General features: G+C 45.8%; 17 protein-coding genes and 3 tRNA genes. 15 read left to right on the forward strand and 5 right to left on the reverse strand.

Annotation, left to right across the window (positions count from 1 at the left end):
• Positions 1–29 precede the first annotated feature (29 nt).
• The 3 genes from mscM to rsgA form a co-directional block, all read right to left on the reverse strand.
• The gene (mscM, locus tag K5609_RS03085) at positions 30–3,308 is read right to left on the reverse strand and encodes a miniconductance mechanosensitive channel MscM (RefSeq protein ID WP_221075911.1); all 3,279 of its coding nucleotides are present in this window, start codon (positions 3,306–3,308) and stop codon (positions 30–32) included.
• Positions 3,309–3,442: 134 nt separating this feature from the next.
• Positions 3,443–4,297: an archaetidylserine decarboxylase gene (asd, locus tag K5609_RS03090; RefSeq protein ID WP_221075912.1), complete on the reverse strand. Its 855-nt coding sequence runs from the start codon at positions 4,295–4,297 to the stop codon at positions 3,443–3,445.
• Between the two features lie 28 nt (positions 4,298–4,325).
• Complete coding sequence (rsgA, locus tag K5609_RS03095; protein WP_221075913.1) at positions 4,326–5,366, reverse strand: small ribosomal subunit biogenesis GTPase RsgA; 1,041 nt, start codon at positions 5,364–5,366, stop codon at positions 4,326–4,328.
• A 93-nt stretch (positions 5,367–5,459) separates the two neighbouring features.
• On the opposite strand from rsgA, the gene orn reads away from it, so the two are divergent.
• From orn to K5609_RS03120, 5 genes are all read left to right on the forward strand, one after another.
• Positions 5,460–6,014 (forward strand): oligoribonuclease, encoded by a 555-nt coding sequence (gene orn / locus K5609_RS03100; protein WP_221075914.1) that lies wholly within the window; start codon positions 5,460–5,462, stop codon positions 6,012–6,014.
• Positions 6,015–6,240: 226 nt separating this feature from the next.
• A tRNA-Gly gene (locus tag K5609_RS03105) sits at positions 6,241–6,316 on the forward strand.
• A 137-nt stretch (positions 6,317–6,453) separates the two neighbouring features.
• Positions 6,454–6,529, forward strand: a tRNA-Gly gene (locus K5609_RS03110).
• A 137-nt stretch (positions 6,530–6,666) separates the two neighbouring features.
• Positions 6,667–6,742 (forward strand) — tRNA-Gly (locus K5609_RS03115).
• A gap of 303 nt (positions 6,743–7,045) precedes the next feature.
• Positions 7,046–7,765, forward strand: a complete 720-nt coding sequence (locus K5609_RS03120; RefSeq protein WP_221075915.1) for a DNA alkylation repair protein — start codon at positions 7,046–7,048, stop codon at positions 7,763–7,765.
• Here K5609_RS03120 and ppgK read toward each other — a convergent pair whose 3' ends face one another.
• Together ppgK and queG are read right to left on the reverse strand one after the other, a co-directional pair.
• On the reverse strand, positions 7,766–8,503 hold the full coding sequence (gene ppgK / locus K5609_RS03125) for a polyphosphate--glucose phosphotransferase (protein ID WP_221075916.1): 738 nt from the start codon (positions 8,501–8,503) through the stop codon (positions 7,766–7,768).
• A 59-nt stretch (positions 8,504–8,562) separates the two neighbouring features.
• Complete coding sequence (queG, locus tag K5609_RS03130) at positions 8,563–9,696, reverse strand: tRNA epoxyqueuosine(34) reductase QueG (protein WP_221075917.1); 1,134 nt, start codon at positions 9,694–9,696, stop codon at positions 8,563–8,565.
• On the opposite strand from queG, the gene K5609_RS03135 reads away from it, so the two are divergent.
• The 10 genes from K5609_RS03135 (at position 9,695) to K5609_RS21900 (ending at position 19,782) form a co-directional block, all read left to right on the forward strand.
• Positions 9,695–11,215, forward strand: coding sequence for an NAD(P)H-hydrate dehydratase (locus K5609_RS03135; protein WP_221075918.1), 1,521 nt, complete (start codon positions 9,695–9,697; stop codon positions 11,213–11,215). The two genes, queG and K5609_RS03135, sit on opposite strands and share 2 nt — an antisense overlap.
• Positions 11,215–11,685 (forward strand): tRNA (adenosine(37)-N6)-threonylcarbamoyltransferase complex ATPase subunit type 1 TsaE, encoded by a 471-nt coding sequence (gene tsaE / locus K5609_RS03140; RefSeq protein ID WP_221075919.1) that lies wholly within the window; start codon positions 11,215–11,217, stop codon positions 11,683–11,685. Before K5609_RS03135 ends, tsaE begins: the two co-directional genes overlap by 1 nt.
• Entirely contained in the window at positions 11,675–13,030 is a 1,356-nt protein-coding gene (locus tag K5609_RS03145; RefSeq protein WP_221075920.1) for an N-acetylmuramoyl-L-alanine amidase, read from the forward strand. Before tsaE ends, K5609_RS03145 begins: the two co-directional genes overlap by 11 nt.
• 4 nt (positions 13,031–13,034) lie before the next feature.
• A complete protein-coding gene (gene mutL, locus K5609_RS03150; protein WP_221075921.1) occupies positions 13,035–14,870 on the forward strand; it encodes a DNA mismatch repair endonuclease MutL in 1,836 nt (611 codons plus the stop codon).
• Positions 14,863–15,789 (forward strand): tRNA (adenosine(37)-N6)-dimethylallyltransferase MiaA, encoded by a 927-nt coding sequence (gene miaA / locus K5609_RS03155; RefSeq protein WP_221075922.1) that lies wholly within the window; start codon positions 14,863–14,865, stop codon positions 15,787–15,789. The genes mutL and miaA overlap by 8 nt, the downstream gene beginning before the upstream one ends.
• Positions 15,790–15,875: 86 nt before the next feature.
• A complete protein-coding gene (gene hfq, locus K5609_RS03160) occupies positions 15,876–16,124 on the forward strand; it encodes an RNA chaperone Hfq (protein WP_016403748.1) in 249 nt (82 codons plus the stop codon).
• Positions 16,125–16,173: 49 nt separating this feature from the next.
• Positions 16,174–17,466, forward strand: a complete 1,293-nt coding sequence (gene hflX / locus K5609_RS03165) for a ribosome rescue GTPase HflX (protein ID WP_221075923.1) — start codon at positions 16,174–16,176, stop codon at positions 17,464–17,466.
• A 28-nt stretch (positions 17,467–17,494) separates the two neighbouring features.
• Entirely contained in the window at positions 17,495–18,682 is a 1,188-nt protein-coding gene (gene hflK, locus K5609_RS03170; protein ID WP_221075924.1) for an FtsH protease activity modulator HflK, read from the forward strand.
• Positions 18,683–18,685: 3 nt separating this feature from the next.
• Positions 18,686–19,561: a protease modulator HflC gene (gene hflC / locus K5609_RS03175; RefSeq protein WP_221075925.1), complete on the forward strand. Its 876-nt coding sequence runs from the start codon at positions 18,686–18,688 to the stop codon at positions 19,559–19,561.
• A 32-nt stretch (positions 19,562–19,593) separates the two neighbouring features.
• Complete coding sequence (locus K5609_RS21900) at positions 19,594–19,782, forward strand: DUF2065 domain-containing protein (RefSeq protein ID WP_163134536.1); 189 nt, start codon at positions 19,594–19,596, stop codon at positions 19,780–19,782.
• Positions 19,783–19,853 lie beyond the last annotated feature (71 nt).

Consider the following 19,853-nt stretch of genomic DNA (forward strand, 5'->3'; position numbering starts at 1 on the left):
TTTGTAGCCCTAAGATAGCAAAATCATGCTCAGGTATTGAGAGATATATCTAATTGTGGGTAGGCTATCTCTACCTTATTCGCCTTAAACTTGTCATTGATCAAAGTGTACAGTTCATGGGTCATCGGTAAGCGGTAACGCATTTCACTTACGTGGATACGCATCTCAAATTTCATTCCGTTATTGGTGTACTCGGTAAAGTAGATTTCTGGAGCTGGATTGGCCAATACGAGGCTATTTGCATCAACTGCTTCTTGCAGCAGCTTGGTGACTAATTCATTATCAGAGCCCTGTTTTACTTGCACCATTAGCACCACGCGGGTGATGGGATCGGTAAGCGACCAGTTAATAAACTGCTCGGTAATGAAGGCTTTGTTGGGTACGATAATTTCTTTGCGATCCCAATCCACAATTGTAGTAGCGCGCGTTTCGATATTAGAAATAGTACCGGTAAGTTCGCGAATGGTGACGGTATCGCCAATTCTAATTGGTTTTTCAAACAAGATAATTAAGCCAGAAATAAAGTTAGCAAAGATCTCTTGAAGGCCAAAACCTAAACCAACGGTGAGCGCTGCCACTAGCCATTGTAATTTCGACCACTCGATACCCAGTAAACCAAATCCACTGAAAATACTAAACAATATCACCATGTAATTAATCATGGTGGTGATAGCAAAACCAGTGCCTGGGTTAAGGGATAAGTGCTGAAGCACCATTAGTTCTAGTAAGCCTGGCAAGTTGCGAATTAATACCACTGCAAAGAAAAATACCAGCAAGGCCGAGCCTAACGAGCGCAGGGTAATGGCATCTACCGTTGCGACGCCGGCGCGGCTGCTATTGCTTTCCCATAGGGTGACATTATCTAAGAATGAGAAGGCGCTGGTCATTTCCGACCAACTCAGCAGCAGAATTAGCACTAAAGACAATACAAAGGCGGCGCGTAATAAGCCTAAAGACTGGGCACTAATGGTGTCTAGGTCGATAACCGGTTCATCGATTGAGTCGATAACACCTTCGTTGGAGCTGTTTGGATCCTCTTCTTCAGATTGGCGTTGGGCAATCATTTCGGCGCGGCGCACCTTGGCTCGGTCAAAGGCAATTCGGCGGCGTTGCAATAGCATCCAGCGATGAATAAGCAAATAACCCAGTAAGAAAACTGCAGCAATGATGAAGCTAAGCACTACTTGCCAATAAACCGTAAATGCTGTGGCAAAAAAGCCAGCAGCAGAAGCCAGTGCAGCCATTAGGGGAATGCTAATGGCGGCGCCCCAAATCAGCTTTTTAGCTAATTGCGGTGCTTTAAAAATGTCTAAGTGATAGTTAACCGGAAGCTCAATGCGATAGATGCTATGAAAGCCATAAGCCACCCACAATAGCAGCACTATAAAGCTCAAGCGTGCCAAGCCACTATAGGTGGGTTGGCTGGTTTGTAATATGCACAGATTGAGAATAAATACTAAGGGTAAGCTTACGTAAACCAAGCGGCGGATTAAAGTAATGGCTTGGCTGATATTTACCAAAGGCCATTTGAAATGGGTATTTAGGAGGCCATTTTTTTGGCAAAACTGCTGCAGTAAGTGAAATAGCCACAATACGATGGCAACGTTAAATAAGGCATCTCCCACGTCGCGGGCGAAGGAAGATTCCCACTCATACATCAGGGCAAAACCTGCGCTAGCAATAAATAGCGCCAAGGGTGTGGCAAATACCGCACTGACTAACAAATTGGCAAGGGTATAGCTAAATTTGTCACGGGTAATGTTGCCGGTCTTTGAATCGACGCGCTGCAGGTATCCTTTAAGCCAATGTTTTTTTAGGTAGTAAACGTAAGCAACACTGGCTGCCACTAACACCAACCAGGCTAACCATAGCCAAGACAGCTTGGTGGTGGCATTGCTGAGTTGAGAATACTGCTGAGCGCTAAATAACCAAATCAAGGAGTAACGAATATCACTGAAAAAGCTTAAATCGATAGCTTTTACGTCGGCCGTCCAGAATAGCTCTTGATTGGCCTCTTGGTTGATGGTGTTAAGTTGACTATTGAGCTTGGAATAATCCAGCTTGAGTCTTGCTAGCTCAAATAATCTGGCATCTAGCTCTAATAGATACTTATCAGACAGCTGCTGATTAAGCTTTAAATGCTGATTAAATACTCGAGCTTGTTCTTGATTTAAGCTGGCGATGAACTCGCGCTGAGCCTTTCTTTGGCTTTGATTACGTTGGTTGTAAAGCAGATTTTGGTGGCGATGTTTACTGATCCGCACTTCAATAATCTGCTGCTCTATTGGCGCTACCGCTTTGAATTTTGGCAAACTGGTGATTTGCTCTCGTAGGTATTCACCGTATGAGCGAGTGACCTTCAGCCAGGAAACTTGTTCTTTAAAGTTGGCAAAGGTGAGTTTGATGTGTTCAAGCTCGTCGTTTACTTCTTCTTGTAAGTCGGCAATTTCTTCACTTTGCTCAAATAAGGCCGATAGTTCAGTTTGTAGTAATTGGTTCTGTTCAACCAAGTTCTTCACTATTGGGTCATTCAGTAATTCGGGAGCGGTAAAAGCTAGCTGATCAGACAGACGCTGAGCTTCTGCTCGATGTTCTAGCGATAGTCGATTTTTAACACTTTCTAGAATGCGCTTTTCTGCCAATTGCTTGCGTTGGAGCACGCTTAATTCAAGTTGCAGTAGTTCGTTTCGATGGTTTGCACTTTGGGCGGCAAGTTCCACCATGGCCAGTTGAGCCGTTAAGCTGGCTTCGTTGACTTGGGCGCGAACTCGTTCGGCTTCTTCCACTTCGTTAAGTACGCCAAACTCCAATTGCTCAAGCTTGGCACGCACCGTGGTTAATTGCTCTCGCAGTGGGCCGCTGCGCTGGTGATTTTCACTTACGTCTAAATCGATGCGGTATTGGCGCTGTTTTAGCTCGTCAATTTGGCTGTTGGTATTGCTTAGCTGAGCTTGCCAGATAGTGAGCTGCTCACTTAATTGATTCGAATTTAGCGATGCTAAGTTGTCGATTACCGGCGCTTGATATTGATTAAGTTGCTCTTGTTGTTCTTTTCGTAGGCGGGAGAAATTGTTGATAATACCGCGGTAGTATTTGGCTTTTTCGCGGTAACTATTGCCCTCTTTTAATAGCGCTAAGGATTCTTCATAGATGAGTTGCTGTTGTTGGGTATTTAAGTTGCTGGGCTGGGTATCGAGAGAGCTAATTAAACCTTTGAGATGAGATTCTCCACCCACGTTGGCCTGTGCCGCTAAGCAAAAAAACAGTAGCGATACTAGGAAACCGCGAGAGAAAATCGATAAAGTCATTGGTAAACAGCCATGGTTAAGACCGCATCATTGCGCTTAGCTTTGTTAGTTATTTTATATTAAATATTTGAAATAGCGTAATAATAAGCAGAATTGAATAAGCCTTGGTAAAGAATTACCAAGGCTTGCAGTAGCTATTCAGCTTTAGTTGCAAAGTGAGTCCCCATTACGGTGGCAACTGTTGGCGCTAGTGATTGCTCAAATTCTATGGCGTCTTTGGCAAATAGCATCACTACGGTCGAGCCTAACTTAAAGCGGCCCATTTCTGCGCCTTTATCTAGGCTAATTTCTTGGTCTTGATAATTCCAAGTGAATACTTGTTTGCCACCTGGTGGCGTTACTGTACCTGACCAAATGGTTTCTATGCTGGCTACAATGGTGGCACCCACTAATACCATGGCCATGGGGCCAAACTCGGTATCAAAAATTGCCACTACGCGTTCATTGCGGGCAAACAGGTTAGGCACGTTGGCAGCCGTTAGTGGGTTAACCGAGAACAGTTGCCCTGGTACGTAGACCATTTTACGCAGTTTACCTTTACAAGGCATGTGAATGCGGTGGTAGTCTTTGGGGGCTAAGTAGATGGTAGCAAAGTCGCCGTCGCTAAATTCTTCGGCTAAAGCCTTATCTCCGCCGAGTAGCTCGCGGGCACTGTAGTCATGGCCTTTGGCTTGAATCAGTTGGCCATGCTGAATAGGCCCTAATTGGCTTACTGCGCCATCTACAGGGTGAGCTAAGTTGTAGTCGCCATCAACAATTGGGCGGGCACCCGGCTTTAATGGGCGGGTAAAAAACGCGTTAAAGCTTGAATAAGCGCTGGGTTCGCTGTGAACCGCATCGTTCATGTCTACTTGATAGCGATTAATGAACTTTTTAATCACCCAATGGCTTAGCTTTCCTGCTTCAGCTTGAGCTAGTTTACCCACTAAACGGGATAAACCATGTTGAGGAAAGCAGTACTGGGCGGCAACTTTAATTTTGTCTAACACGCTAAGTTCTCGTTGTTTATTGGTTTGATTATTTCTTTCCGGGAATAGCCCGAGAAGGTTTGTTACTTTCCATCGTTTCGAGAATGCGCTGGTAGCTGTCGAAACGTTGTTGCGAAATTTTGCCAGAGTCTATCGCTTCTTGCATTGCGCAACCAGGATCTCCTTGGTGCTTGCAGTCACGAAAACGGCATTGATTTAACCAAGGGCGAAATTCGATAAAGCCCCAGGCTACTCGGTCTTTTTCAAGATGCCATAGTTGAAACTCTCGAACCCCTGGGGAATCGATTAAGCGACCGCCACATAGCAAGTGATATAAGCGTGCAGTGGTAGTGGTGTGCTGACCAAGCCCTGACATCTCGGAGACTTCTTTGGTATCTATGCTCTGCTCAGGCAATAAGCTATTCACCAATGAGCTTTTACCCACGCCAGACTGACCAACAAAGATGCTGGTTTTATTGCTTAACTGCTGGCTTAAATCGTCAAGCCCTTCGGCTTGTTTGGTGCTGGCGTAGATAACTTTGTAGCCGAGTTGCTGATAATTTTTGAGTTGTGCTTCTATAACGCTGCGCTGTTCTGCATCAAGTAAATCAACTTTGTTCAGCAGAATAATTGGCTCAAGATCAACATCTTCTACGGCAACTAAATAGCGGTCTACGATGCTGGTGGAAAACTCGGGAAGTACCGCAGACACAATGACAACTTGGTCGATATTGGCGGCAATAGCTTTAATTCCATCATAAAAATCGGGGCGAGTAAGCACTGAACGGCGCTCGTGACAGGCTTCAATTACCCCACGAATGCCGGATTGCTCTTCGTTGCCGGCACGCCAAACTACTTCATCTCCACTAACTAAAGAGCCTACTGAACGGCGCATATTACAACGGAACACTTCTCCATTGCTGGCTTCCACATCGGCATGTTGACCGAAGCGGCTAATGATAGTTCCCTCTTGTTGAGGGCCCAACTGGTCATCTAACCATTGGTGGCTATCTTGTTTTTTTAAGCGCTTTTCTTGGTTGCTGCGCACACGGCGAAGCTGACCTTGGCTCAGTTTCTTTCTCTTTGTCACGAAAACTGCTATTCAAGTAAGTGTAATAAATCGCTATGATACCGCTTATCAAAGATTTGCGGAAAATATTTCCGAAATATAAATAGGGTCAACATGACTGTTAGTGAACAGAACTTAGTTTGGGTTGATATGGAGATGACTGGTCTCGAGCCCATGACTGATCGCGTTTTAGAGATCGCGACGATTATTACCGATGCTCAATTAAACATTCTTGCAGAAGGGCCAGTGATAGCTGTGCATCAATCTGATGAGGTGTTGGCGGGCATGGATGAGTGGTGTACAACTACTCATACGGGTTCTGGTTTAGTTGACCGAGTGCTTGCTAGCACTATTAACGAACAGCAAGCTGCTGAACAAACTATTGAGTTTATTAAGCAATGGGTACCTAAAGGGGTATCACCAATGTGTGGTAATAGCATTGGCCAAGATCGCCGCTTTATGCATCAGTATTTGCCTGAGCTTGAGCAATTCTTCCATTATCGAAATATTGATGTGAGCACGGTGAAAGAATTGGCTCGCCGTTGGCAGCCTGAGATTCTAGATGGCTTCACTAAAAGTGGTACCCATCTCGCGCTAGACGACATTCGTGAATCGATTGCTGAAATGCAGCATTATCAAAAAACCTTCTTCAAACTGGGCGAAAACTAAACAAACAGTTTGAGAGCTGCAAATTTTTCTTTTACAGCTCTTGCAAAGGTAAAAATTCCTCGTATAATTCGCAGCCCTAAACAACGTGAAGGCACGGCCTTACGACTGTTAGGCTTGTCACTTTTGTTAGTGATAAAGAATTGAGCAGCACTGGCTCAGTGTGGGTACAAAGAGTAGCGCAACCATTGGTTAGGCTCTCGACACACTAAATAGTGATAAAGATTAAGCGGCACTAGCTCAGTTGGTAGAGCGCAACCTTGCCAAGGTTGAGGTCATCAGTTCGAACCTGATGTGCCGCTCCAAATTTAAAGCTTTAGCTAATACCAAGTAGTTAAAGTTAGTTTTAAGAAAGATTAAGCGGCACTAGCTCAGTGTGGATATAAAGAGTAGCGCAACCTTCGGTTAGGCTCTCAACACACTAAATAGTGATAAAGATTAAGCGGCACTAGCTCAGTTGGTAGAGCGCAACCTTGCCAAGGTTGAGGTCATCAGTTCGAACCTGATGTGCCGCTCCAGATTTAAAGCTTTAGCTAATACCAAGTAGTTAAAGTTAGTTTTAAGAAAGATTAAGCGGCACTAGCTCAGTGTGGATATAAAGAGTAGCGCAACCTTCGGTTAGGCTCTCAACACACTAAATAGTGATAAAGATTAAGCGGCACTAGCTCAGTTGGTAGAGCGCAACCTTGCCAAGGTTGAGGTCATCAGTTCGAACCTGATGTGCCGCTCCAAACTAAAGCCCTGCATCATTGATGCGGGGCTTTTTTTTTGCCTCTTGTTTTGTGGCCAAGCGATTAATACCAATCGTTCTAAGTAACGGTTTATTCTATCTGGTCAAAATACTCGATAACTGCGTTAGAATTTTTAATTGTAGAATAATTACTTATCGAAAAATCCTGCCTTATTCTCGATAATTTTACCTGCGTTATTTCTGAACACTTACTTAGTGTGATTGGTATAAAATACGCAAACCTCTGTTGGTGGTTTAAGCTGGTGCTTAAAGTAAGCATTTTGCTTCCATAAAAGGGTGAACAATGGATCAAGTCAAGCAAGTTCAACAAGCCCTACGTGAGTTTGCTGAGCCAGAAAAGGCCGCGTTTTTGCCGACATTTTTTCAAGCATTGCCCGGCGGTTATGGCGAAGGTGATCAGTTTTTAGGTATTCGGGTACCTAACATAAGAAAAGTTGCCAAAGCTTACCTTTTACCGCTAGAGCAACTTACAGACTTAATTTGTTCTGTTTTTCATGAAGAGCGCTTTTTTGCTCTGGTAGTCATGTGTCAGCATTATCAAAAAGCTAAGTCTGATGACGAGCAACAAGCAGTGTTTGCGTTTTATCAGCGCTATATTAAGAACGTGAACAATTGGGATTTAGTGGATTGCTCAGCCCCTAAAATTGTTGGGCCTTTTATCTGGCATCATCAAGATTGGGAACTGCTCGAACAATTTGCTAGCAGTACTAGCATGTGGCAGCAGCGCATTGCTATGGTGAGTTGCTTTTACTACATACGCCAAAATGACGTTGATATTACGATTGCGCTAGCTAAGCGTTTTCATAGTCATACTCACCCCTTAATGCACAAAGCGGTGGGGTGGATGCTTAGAGAGCTGGCCAAGAGAGATAAGCCTGCGGTAGAGTTTTTTTTGCAACAGCACCTTAGCGTCCTGCCTAGAGAATTGCTGCGTTATAGCATTGAGCATTTTGACGAGCCGCTTCGCCAATCTTACTTAAGCGGCTCTATTCTCGAATCTTAATTAGCTTTGATGCTGGGCGTACATGGCTGCGCCAACAATGCCAGCTTGGTTTAATCCTTGAGCTGGCAAAGTTTCTGCTTTTAGATCCAGCTGTGTTTGGTATTTTTCGAATTTTTTACTGGCACCGCCACCAATAATGAAGCAGTCGGGCGACATTAAAAACTCGAGACGCTGTAGGTAAAGGTTGAAACGCTTGCCCCATTTTTTCCAGCTTAGCTCCTCTGCTTCGCGCACTCTGGCGCTGGCGTAGTGTTCGGCTACACGTCCTTCTAGAATAATATGGCCAAACTCGGTGTTGGGAAGCAATTCGCCATTTACAAATACTGCGCTACCTAAGCCGGTGCCTACGGTAATAATTACTACCACACCTTGGTGTTGGTGACCCGCGCCAAACGCCATTTCGGCCATACCGGCTGCATCGGCATCATTGACTACATAACATGGGCAGTCGGTATATTCAGCGAATAAGGCCTCAACGTTGGTGCCAATCCAGCTTTTATCAATATTAGAGGCAGTTTGGGCAACCCCATGGTGAACCGTTGCAGGAAAGCCGCAACCAATAGGCCCTTGCCAAGAGAAATGCTCAACCATTTGCTTTAAGCTTTGGGCTACTGCTTTGGGCGTGGCAGGCTGTGGGGTGGCAATGCGGTGGCGCTCGCTAATTAGCTCGCCAGTGGTAGAGTCTACGATGGCCGCCTTTATGCCGGTGCCACCAATATCAACGCCAAGTAAGTGCATGAGCTGCTTCCATTTTATTTGTTCTTAAAAAGTGTAACAGAACTTGTTCTGCCGATGCATTAAGCATCGCGAGTTAATCCTTTTTCTATAATACGGATCAAACGGGCAGTTTTGCGAGAATCTTTTGCCGCTTTGTTTTGCTGTTGCTCTATTGCCCAGTCAACGTGGTGTTGGGCAACGGCTTCAAGCCCTTGCTTGGCGCTTAGCGCATCAATAGCTTGTTGTGAATAGGCGGCGTTGCCTAAGGCAATGGCTACATTACGTAGCCACTGTTGATAGCCGATCCGACGAATTGGCGAGCCTTCGGTTTTTTTTAGAAACTGTTCTTCGGTCCATGCAAACAAGGTAAGCAGAGTAGGTTGGTCTAGCGATTCTCTTGCGGCAAAATCAGCTTCTTGAGTGAGTTGGGCGTAACGGTTCCATGGGCATGTGAGCTGGCAATCGTCGCAGCCGTAGATGCGATTGCCCATTAGCGGCCGTAATTCTTCATCTATTATCCCATCGTATTCAATGGTGAGATAAGAAATACAGCGACGCGCATCTACTTGATAGGGTTCTACAATGGCCTGCGTGGGGCAAATGGTGATGCAGGCAACACAATCACCACATTGCTCGTCAACCGGCTGGTCGATGGGCAGGGGTAAATCAACAAACAATTCGCCTAAGAAAAACCACGAACCGGCACCTTGGTTGATGATTAAGCTGTGTTTACCAGTCCAGCCTAAACCTGCTTTGGTGGCCAGTTGGCGCTCCATTACCGGGGCAGAATCGACAAAAGGGCGCATGTTTAGCTGCTGTTGGCAGTAATCGTTAATCGCTTTACCTAGCTGATTTAGCCGCTTACGCATTAGTTTGTGGTAGTCACGCCCCAGCGCATAACGGCTAATATAGGCCTGTTCGCTGGCGCTGAGGCTTTGGGCAAACTTAGCGTCTTCCGGCAGGTAATCCATGCGCACCGAAATGATTCGTTGGGTGCCTTCATGCAGCTGCTCTGGGTGTTTGCGAAGCTCCAGATTACGGGCTAAATAGTCCATTTCTCCGTGGTAGTTTTTTGCCAGCCATTGCTCAACATCTTGATGATGTTGACTGAGATCCACATCTGTTATGCCGATCTGTTGAAAACCTAGCGATTTAGCGGTTAGCTTGATATGTTGAACCAGCTGTTTTAGGTCTATTTCGGATAGTAGGGACATGGCTCCAGAGCACCGATTGTTTTCGCACAGTTTACCACAGAGTTTATGGCGCGCCGAAGTGGTGAAACACCAAGAAGCAGTGCTGGCTCACCAGCAAGGTACTAGCTTGTATTCTTTAATGGAGCAAGCGGGCTTAGCTGCCTTTAAACTAATGCAATGCCAATGGCCCAATGGCAAGCGTATTTTAGTGTTAGCCGGTGGTGGCAACAACGGCGGAGACGCCTTGGTGGTTGCGCGATTGGCTAAGCAAGCAGGTAAACAGGTAAAGGTGCTTGCTTTAGGTGACTTAGAACGTATGCCTAGCGAAGCGCAGAAAGCCTTAGCGGCCTGGCAAGCCGAGGGTGGGCCGCTTGATCTTAGTCAACAATTTGATTGGCCCAGTGATGTAATTATTGATGGTGTATTGGGGATTGGCTTAAACACTGAGGTTCGCGCGCCATTGCAGGCATTGTTCGCCCAAATCAATCAAAGCGGCGTGCCAGTGCTAGCCTTAGATTTACCCTCAGGTTTATCTGCCGATACGGGAAAGCTATTAGGAAGTGCAATAAAAGCCAGCGCTACCATTTGTTTTATCGCTGCTAAGCAAGGTTTATTTATCGGACAAGCGCCTGAGTATGTGGGCAAACTAGTTTTTGCCGGTTTGGGGTTAAGTGATTTATTCGAGCAACAAAATACTACTGCAGTTAGCCTAGCTGATTATGCTCAGCTAGGCTCTTTGCTCGCACCTAGAGCCAAAACAGCGCATAAGGGCAGTTGTGGTCGAGTGGCTCTAGTTGGCGGCAATGTGGGAATGGCGGGCGCCATTCGTATGGCTGCTGAGGCGAGTTTACGTTCCGGTGCTGGCTTGGTTAATGTATTTACTCAGGCGCAAAATCAGTCTGTTGTGAGCACCGGCCGCCCAGAGTTAATGGTTGCAGCAGTGGCTAAGCATTCTCTTCAGCAGCTCGATTGGTGCTTAGCCCAGGCAAGCTGCAAAGTAATTGGCCCTGGTTTGGGGCAAGATGAGTGGGCGCAAGCGCTGTTTTCGTCAGTATTAAATGATGATAAAGCCTGCTTGGTAGATGCAGATGCACTTAACCTTTTAGCAAAAGCACCGATGCAGCGTAACCATTGGGTATTAACGCCGCATCCAGGTGAGGCAGCACGTTTATTGAAATGCTCCGTGGCTGAAATAGAAGCTGATAGAATTGCTGCTGCCCAAAATATTCAGCACCGTTATGGCGGCGTATGTGTACTAAAAGGCGCTGGCACCGTTGTAGCTGGCGCGCAAGGGCAAGTGAGAATTTGTACCGCAGGTAACCCCGGCATGGCTTCGGGCGGGATGGGAGATGTTTTGTCTGGTATAATCGGCGGCTTAATCGCCCAATTTGCAGCTAAGCATTTATTATTCGATATTGTCTGCCTCGGGGTATGTATTCATGGTATGGCTGCAGATAGAGCTGCAGAACAGGGAGAAAGAGGCATGCTGGCCTCAGATCTAATGCCTTTTATAAGACAACTAGTGAATCCAAAATTGTAATGAAAACGTGGCATATTGAATTAGCTGATGCAGAGCAAACAGTAGCTTTAGGTGAACTTCTCGCCAAGGCGTGTCAGCGAGCATCAGTGATTTATTTAGAAGGTGATTTAGGGGCTGGAAAAACCACTTTAACCCGTGGTTTTATTCAAGGTAAAGGCCACGAAGGTAAGGTTAAAAGTCCTACCTACACCTTGGTTGAACCCTATGAGTTGGGTGATTGGCGAGTTAATCATTTTGATTTATACCGTTTGGCCGACCCAGAAGAACTAGAATTTATTGGTATTCGTGATTACTTTGCCGACGATTGTTTGTGTTTGGTGGAGTGGCCTGAAAAGGGCCTGGGCTTTTTACCAGCAGCAGACTTATTGGTTGAGCTAGCTTACCGAGGTGAGCAGCGCAGTGCTCAAGTGAAAGCATTGAGCGAACAAGGACAAAAAGTAGTGGAGTGGTTGAGTCAACATGCTGGGTAGTTTTAAATTAAGCCGCTGGATAGGCTTAGGCTTAGGCTTGTATTTGCTTTGTGGGCTGGCAATGGCCAGTAGCGATGTTTCGGGAGTGCGTGTTTGGAGCAGCCCTGACAATACTCGTATTGTATTGGATTTATCTGGTGCGCCAAAATTTAGCCATTTCAATTTAAACAAACCAAATCGCCTAGTGTTGGATCTTTCTAGTAGTAAAATGCTCAGCGATTTGAGCAAAGTGCCCTTATCGGGTGACTTGGTTAAAAAGATCCGACCTAGTACGCCAAAGGCTAAAGGCGATTACCGCTTGGTTATCGAGTTATCGCAAGCGGTTAATCCTACGGTGTTTGCACTCAAACCAACCGGAAACTATGGCCATCGGCTGGTCATCGACCTGCCAGACAAAGCCGGTAGCGCGCAAATAAAAAAGCAACAGCAGCAGATTTCCAAAGCTAAAACTCAGCAACAGTTAGCCGGCAATCGCGATATTATTATTGCTATCGACGCCGGCCACGGCGGTGAAGATCCCGGCGCAATTGGCAACAAAAGAACCTACGAGAAACACATTACCTTGGCAATAGCCAAACGCGCCCAGCGTCTAATAAACCAAGAGCCGGGCTTAAAAGCCGTGTTAATTCGCGAAGGTGACTACTTTGTTAACCTTAATAAGCGCTCGCAAATTGCTCGTAAAAATAAAGCCGATTTCTTAGTCTCTATTCATGCTGATGGATTCACTTCCTCGCAACCAAAAGGTGCCTCTGTGTGGGTGGTGTCTACTCGCCGGGCTAAAAGTGAAGTAGGTCGCCATTTAGAAGATCACGAAGCCGAATCTGATCTGCTTGGCGGCGTGGGTGAAGTAATGGGCAGCGTAGAAAATGACGCCCACCTTAACTTCGCCTTGATTGACATGCAGATGGACTACTCAATGAACACCGCCTATGAAGTGGCGAAGAAAGTATTGTCGGAGCTGGGCAAAGTGACCTCGCTGCATAAAAAGCGCCCAGAGCATGCTAGCCTCGCGGTACTAAAGTCTCCCGACATTCCCTCTATTTTGGTTGAAGCAGGCTTTATTACTAACCACAAAGAAGAGAAGTTGCTTAAAACTGGCAATCATCAAGAGAGAATTGCTAAAGCGGTAGTGAAAGGCATTAAAGCCCATTACCGCGCCAAGCCCTTGGCTGGCACCTTGTATGCGCAAACCTATGGGGTGCGTAAACATACGGTAAGAAAAGGCGAGTCTTTGTCGGTATTGGCAGCGCGCTACAATACTAGCGTGGCAGGTTTAAAAAAGGCCAACAAACTGACTTCCAATACCTTGCGCATTGGTCAAGTGCTGACCATCCCAAATAGTTAACTCAATGCCTATTCAAATATTGCCAGCGCAGCTGGCTAACCAAATTGCCGCCGGAGAAGTGGTAGAACGCCCCGCTTCGGTAGTTAAAGAGCTGATTGAAAACTGCCTTGATGCCGGCGCTACTCGTATCGATATTGAGATTGATAAAGGTGGCGCAAAGCGCATTTTAATTCGCGACAACGGCAGTGGCATTGCCAAAGACCAGCTAGGCTTGGCGCTAAGTCGCCATGCAACTAGCAAAATCGACAGCCTTGATGATTTAAGTGCCATAGCCACCTTGGGCTTTCGCGGTGAAGCACTGGCAAGTATTAGCTCGGTCTCTCGCTTAAGTCTAAGTTCTCGTACTGCTGAGCAAGAACAAGCTTGGCAAGCTCAAGCTGCTGGTCGTGACATGCAAGTTAGTTTGCAACCCTGCGCCCACCCAGTTGGTAGTTCGCTAGAAGTGCTCGATTTGTTTTTTAATACGCCTGCACGGCGCAAGTTTTTACGCACTGAGAAAACCGAGTTTTCGCACATTGATGAGCTGTTGAAACGTTTAGCCTTGAGCCGTTTTGATGTGGCGCTGAGTTTAAAACACAATGGCAAATTAATCCGTCAGTATCGCATAGCCACAGACTTGGATAAGCAGCTGAAGCGAGTAAGCACAGTATTTGGTGCCCCTTTTGCTAACCACTGTTTGCATCTAGATAATCAGCATGACCAACTACGTTTACACGGTTGGTTAGGTTTACCGGAAGTGGCACGTGCGCAAAACGACCAGCAGTATTTTTATGTGAACGGTCGGATGATGCGCGACAAGTTGCTACAACACGCTATTCGCCAAGCATTTGCAGCCTATTTACCCGATGAACAATATGCCAGTTATGTATTATTTTTGGAGTTGCCATTAGACCAAGTCGATGTGAATGTGCACCCGGCTAAACATGAAGTGCGCTTTCATCAAGCCCGTTTGGTACATGACTACATCGTACAAGTATTGGCATCAGCCTTGAGCAAAATACCGGCCCATAATCACACTGGCGAACTGCCGGTTTGCCAAGATGAACCGGCAAACGAAATGTTCGCTCAACCACTAGAGCCAGTTGGCCATGGATACACCAGCGCTGCTCCCGCGACGCCGAGAGTGAGCGAAGGCCGTCAGAGTTACCAGTCAAGCTTACAACGAGCCGATAAGCCGCGAGCCTCAGAATTATCCGCTAATCATCAGTGGTTGAGCAGTACTGCCGATTTTTCTAGCCAAGCTGCCAGTGCTAGCCCTACAAACTCTGTTAGTTCCAAGTCACAGGCCGCCGCGCTTTATCCTTTGCATTTAGTGGAAAGCGCATACTTGTTAGCGCGTATTGGCGAGAAGCTAGTATTGTTAGATCTTTGGGCCAGCCAGCAAAATCTCGCCTATACCCAAGCAATGCAGCAGTGGCCGCAGGGCTTAGATAGCGTTCCTTTATTATTACCATTAAAGCTAGCTCTAGATGAACCGATGCATCTGTTACTTAGTCAACAACAAGAAGCGCTTAAGCGGATTGGTTTTGCGTTTAACATTGCTAACAAGCAACAAGTTATTGTTGCCCAAGTGCCTAAGCTGATACGCAAGGCTGACTTTGCTCAGTTAATTCCAAGTTTGTTAATGGCGATGAGTCAGCTTCCTGAGTCTGAATGGCAGCAAGCCGAGGTATTGTTAAGTGGTTTAGTTAAGCTACAAAACAAACCCAATGAGTACAGTTGGCAGCAAGCTATAGAGCTAAGCCAGCAACTGCATAGTCACTATGCTAATCAATTGCCTCAGCACTTATGGCAAGCTGTAGATCTAAGCACCTGTATCAAGGGTTTCAATCATGATTAGCAATCTGCCAGTGATTACCTTAATGGGGCCTACGGCCTCTGGAAAAACTGCTTTGGCAATTGAGCTTCATCAGCAAATAGGTGCAGAATTAGTTAGTGTTGATTCTGCATTAATTTACCGTGGAATGGATATCGGCACCGCTAAGCCAACTGCCGAAGAGCAGCGACAAGCCCCACACGCTCTAATTGATATTTGCGATCCTACTGAAGTGTATTCAGCCGCCGATTTTCGCCGCGATGTTCTAGAGCAAATTGATGCCATTCATGCGCGTGGTAATGTCCCGCTCTTGGTGGGCGGCACCATGTTGTATTTTAAAGCCTTAGTGGACGGCATTGCTGATTTGCCAGAAGCAGATGCAGCCTTACGCAATGAGATTCAGCAGCAAGCAGCAGACGGTTCTTGGGAAAGTTTGCATCACGAACTTAGCCAATACGATCCCACCTCCGCAGCAAGGATCAATGTAAACGATCATCAGCGCTTAATGAGGGCGGTTGAAGTATATCGTTTAACCGGTAAATCTCTGACTGAAATTAATAATCAACCGGTTGCGGCCTTACCTTATAAAATCCATCAGTTTGCGATTGCGCCGAAAGAAAAAGCCCAACTACACCATCTAATAGAGGTGCGATTTAAGATGATGCTGGAACTTGGCTTTGAAGCCGAGGTCAAATCGCTGATGCAAAGAGGGGATCTCGATTTATCTTTGCCATCAATGCGAAGCGTTGGGTATCGCCAAATGTGGCAATACCTTAGTGGTGAGATGGATTACGATGAAATGGTGTTTCGAGGCGTAGTAGCTACGCGGCAATTAGCTAAAAAACAAATGAACTGGTTAAAAAGCTGGTCAGATCTCACTTGGTTACAGAGTGGTGATCCAATAAATAACGAAATAATTACTAATTCGCTAAGTGATACTTGAAATTGTCGCTATAAGGCTCCAAGTTAGTGGTATATAATCGAATTTGATCTATGCCAATTAATTAATAAGAAAAAAGGAACAATAACATGGCGAAGGGGCAATCATTACAAGACCCATTTTTGAATGCGTTACGACGTGAGCGTATTCCCGTTTCAATTTATTTAGTAAACGGTATTAAGTTGCAAGGCCAAGTTGAATCATTTGATCAGTTTGTCATCTTGTTGAAGAACACTGTCAGCCAGATGGTATACAAACATGCTATCTCTACTGTGGTACCAGCTCGCGCTGTTCCACACCATACCCCAGTATCTGACGACTCGAAGAACGACGAATAGCATTTGCGAAGGCTTATCAGCCTTGGTAAGTGCCAAGGAGTAAAATAGCTTGTTTGACCGTTATGAAGCAGGTGAACAAGCCATCTTAGTGCATGTAAATTTTAATGACGAAGATGAGCGAGAAGACCTGGAAGAGCTGAAGATGTTAGTCAGTTCTGCAGGCGTAAATGCGGTGGCTACCATCACCGGTAGCCGAGTTTCTCCCCACCCTAAGTACTTTGTAGGTGCCGGAAAAGCAGAAGAAATCGCAGAATTAGTGAAAAGTGCCCAAGCGGATGTGATCATTTTTAATCACGCTTTATCGCCAGCACAAGAGCGAAACCTAGAAATGCTCTGTGAGGCGCGGGTTTTAGATCGTACCACCCTCATTTTAGATATTTTTGCTCAACGAGCGCGAACCCACGAAGGTAAGTTGCAAGTTGAGTTAGCGCAATTGCGCCATATGTCGACCCGATTAATTCGCGGCTGGACTCACCTAGAAAGACAAAAGGGCGGTATCGGTTTACGCGGCCCAGGTGAAACCCAGTTAGAAACCGATCGACGTTTATTGCGTGCGCGAATTAAACAAATTCAACAGCGTTTAGAAAAAGTAGGCAAGCAACGAGAGCAGGGCAGACGAGCGAGGCAACGTGCCGAGTTACCCACTGTTTCCTTAGCGGGTTATACCAATGCTGGTAAATCAACATTGTTTAATCGAATTACTGAATCTAAGGTGTATGCAGCCGATCAGTTGTTTGCCACCCTAGACCCAACGTTGCGAAAAATTGATATTGAGGATGTAGGTAAGGTGATTCTTGCCGATACCGTGGGCTTTATTCGCCACCTTCCTCATGATTTAGTGGCGGCGTTTAAAGCTACCTTAACCGAAACCCGTGAAGCCCAGCTATTATTACATGTGATTGATTGTAGTGATGAAAGAATGGCTGAAAACGTAGAACAGGTTGAGGTAGTATTAGAAGAGATTGGGGCGGGAGAAATACCTTTCCTGCAGGTCTACAATAAAGTAGATCAGCACCCAGATATGAGTCCGCGTATTGAGCGTGATGACCAGGGTTTACCCCAAAAAGTGTGGGTATCAGCGTTAACGGGAGAAGGTTTGTCTTTGTTGTATAAGGCAATCAGCGAACGTTTGGTTGGTGACATGGTTAACCACACTTTGCGTTTACCACCCAGTGAGGGGCGCTTGCGTAGTCGTTTGTATCAGTTAGACTGCGTAGCAGGTGAACGTTTAGACGATGAAGGAAATATCGTTTTAGATATTCGACTCGATGCTATTGCGTGGCAGCGGTTGGATAAGCAGTTCGACCATAGTTTGGAAAGTTTTATTGCTCAATGTGAGTAGGCATTAACTATAATTTCTGGAGACACAGATGGCCTGGAATGAGCCTGGCAACAAAGGTGGCGGCGGTGACCGTGACCCTTGGGGCAATAACAATAAAAATGGTAATCAGGGTCCGCCTGATTTAGATGAAGTAATTACTAAGCTAAGCCGTAAGTTTGGTGGCATTTTTGGTGGTGGTAAAAAACCATCATCTGGTGGCAGCAGCGGTGGTGTGAGTGGTTTTGGCATTGCTGTAGTAGTGGTCATCTTGGCTGTTATTTGGGTAGCGAGCGGTTTCTACACCATTAAAGAAGCTGAAAAGGGCGTAATTCTTACCTTTGGTAAATACGATCCTGAATCAGGTTTGGTAGATTCTGGTTTGAACTGGAAAGCAACCTTTGTTCAAGAAGTGATTCCAGTGAACGTAGAGGCTATTCGATCTTTACCTGCGTCGGGCTTTATGCTGACTGAAGACGAAAACGTAGTACGCGTAGAGATGGATGTACAGTACAAAGTGGTTCGTCCACATGCTTACCTGTTTAGTGTAACTGCGCCAGATGATAGCTTGGCACAAGCTACCGACAGTGCCCTGCGTTACGTGATTGGTCACACCACCATGGATGATATTTTAACCACGGGTCGTGAAGTTGTGCGTAGCGAAACCGAAGCCTTATTAAACAAAATCATCGAACCTTATAACTTAGGTATTGAAGTGGTTGACGTGAACTTCCTGCCGGCTCGTCCGCCAGAAGAAGTTAAAGATGCCTTCGATGATGCTATCTCTGCACAAGAAGATGAGCAGCGTTTCATTCGTGAAGCCGAAGCCTATCAACGTGAAATTGAACCACGAGCACGTGGTCGAGTTCAGCGTATTGAGCAAGAAGCCCAAGGTTATCAAGAGCAGATTGTATTGCGTGCACAAGGTGAAGTGGCTCGTTTTGAGCAGTTGCTTCCTGAGTATGAAAATGCACCAGACGTAACTCGCCACCGTTTATATCTAGAAACGATGGAAGAAATTTACGCTAAGTCGAACAAGGTGTTGATTGACGCATCTAACAACAGCAACATGCTTTACTTGCCTATCGACAAGCTAATGGAGCAAGGCCAGCAGCCTACTCAACGTAAATCTAGCTCGGGCAACAAACCATCTACTATAAGTTCAGAGCCTGCTAGCTCGATTCCGTCACGCCCTTCGTCGATTCGAAGCAGTGACCGCTCTAGTTCGGGGAGAAACTAAGCCATGAAACAATTAGCTATTTTTGGCATTATTTTAGCCTTGTTAGTGGGTTACTCGTCGGTATTTGTAGTGAACGAAGGCGAGCGCGGTATTGTTATTCAGTTTGGTAAAGTAAAACGTACCGCTGATGGCGCAACCAAGGTTTACCCACCGGGTTTACAGTTTAAGGTTCCATTTATTGATTCTGTGCGTACTTTAGATGCACGTATTCAAACTTTAGATGGCAACGCTGACCGTTTTGTAACCTCTGAGAAAAAAGACTTAATCATTGATTCTTACGTTAAATGGCGAATTGCAGATTTTTCACAGTTCTACCTTTCAACCGGTGGTTCGGTACTGCAAGCTGAGTCTCTGTTAACACGTAAAATCAACAATGGTCTTCGTAGCGAAATTGGTGCTCGTACCATTCGCGATATCGTATCTGGTGAGCGTGGCCAAGTAATGGAAGATGCACTTAAACGTATGGCGCGTTCTTCTGAGATTGGTATCGAAGTTACCGATGTGCGTATCAAGCAAATCAACTTACCTGATGAAGTAAGTAGTAGTATTTACCAACGGATGCGTGCAGAACGTTTAGCAGTAGCTAAAGAACACCGTTCGCAAGGTCAAGAGCAAGCCGAGATTATTCGCGCTAACGTTGACCGCCGTGTAAATGTATTGCTGGCCGATGCAGATAAGCGTGGTCGCGAAATGCGTGGTGACGGTGATGCTACAGCCGCTAGAATATACGCAGACGCTTATACTAAGAACCCAGAGTTCTATAAGTTCTGGCGTAGCTTGGCGGCTTATCGCACCAGTTTCGATAATGGTGGAGACGTAATGGTGTTAGAACCAGATAGCGAATTCTTCCGTTACATGAAAGAACCTGCGAAACAATAATACTGAGGGCCCAGTTAACGCTGGGCTTTTTTATGACAGATTCTGTATTACTTGCATTGGCTCTAGTGTGCCTTATCGAAGGCCTAGGGCCTTTATTGTTTCCTAAGCGTTGGAAACGCCTACTAAAAACAATATCGGAAGCGCCAGCGAGTAATATTCGGCAAATTGGTCTCGGCTTAGTGGGTGTTTCTATTATACTCTTGTATGTGATTAATCTTTGACCTTGGCACATAAAATCGGTATAACATGCACCCCTTGACTGTCCGATTTCTGCTAGAATCGCTTTTTAACT

Origin of the sequence: Agarivorans aestuarii (assembly GCF_019670125.1) — a bacterium.
In the GTDB taxonomy this organism is placed as follows: domain Bacteria; phylum Pseudomonadota; class Gammaproteobacteria; order Enterobacterales; family Celerinatantimonadaceae; genus Agarivorans; species Agarivorans aestuarii.

Coding starts and splice junctions, on each gene's coding strand:
- hflK (WP_221075924.1), top strand. CDS start 17,495: ATGGCCTGGAATGAGCCTGGCAACAAAGGTGGCGGCGGTGACCGTGAC.
- hflC (WP_221075925.1), top strand. CDS start 18,686: ATGAAACAATTAGCTATTTTTGGCATTATTTTAGCCTTGTTAGTGGGT.
- K5609_RS03120 (WP_221075915.1), top strand. CDS start 7,046: ATGGATCAAGTCAAGCAAGTTCAACAAGCCCTACGTGAGTTTGCTGAG.
- K5609_RS03135 (WP_221075918.1), top strand. CDS start 9,695: ATGGCTCCAGAGCACCGATTGTTTTCGCACAGTTTACCACAGAGTTTA.
- K5609_RS03145 (WP_221075920.1), top strand. CDS start 11,675: ATGCTGGGTAGTTTTAAATTAAGCCGCTGGATAGGCTTAGGCTTAGGC.
- mutL (WP_221075921.1), top strand. CDS start 13,035: ATGCCTATTCAAATATTGCCAGCGCAGCTGGCTAACCAAATTGCCGCC.
- hfq (WP_016403748.1), top strand. CDS start 15,876: ATGGCGAAGGGGCAATCATTACAAGACCCATTTTTGAATGCGTTACGA.
- K5609_RS21900 (WP_163134536.1), top strand. CDS start 19,594: ATGACAGATTCTGTATTACTTGCATTGGCTCTAGTGTGCCTTATCGAA.
- queG (WP_221075917.1), bottom strand. CDS start 9,696: ATGTCCCTACTATCCGAAATAGACCTAAAACAGCTGGTTCAACATATC.
- orn (WP_221075914.1), top strand. CDS start 5,460: ATGACTGTTAGTGAACAGAACTTAGTTTGGGTTGATATGGAGATGACT.
- miaA (WP_221075922.1), top strand. CDS start 14,863: ATGATTAGCAATCTGCCAGTGATTACCTTAATGGGGCCTACGGCCTCT.
- tsaE (WP_221075919.1), top strand. CDS start 11,215: ATGAAAACGTGGCATATTGAATTAGCTGATGCAGAGCAAACAGTAGCT.
- ppgK (WP_221075916.1), bottom strand. CDS start 8,503: ATGCACTTACTTGGCGTTGATATTGGTGGCACCGGCATAAAGGCGGCC.
- mscM (WP_221075911.1), bottom strand. CDS start 3,308: ATGACTTTATCGATTTTCTCTCGCGGTTTCCTAGTATCGCTACTGTTT.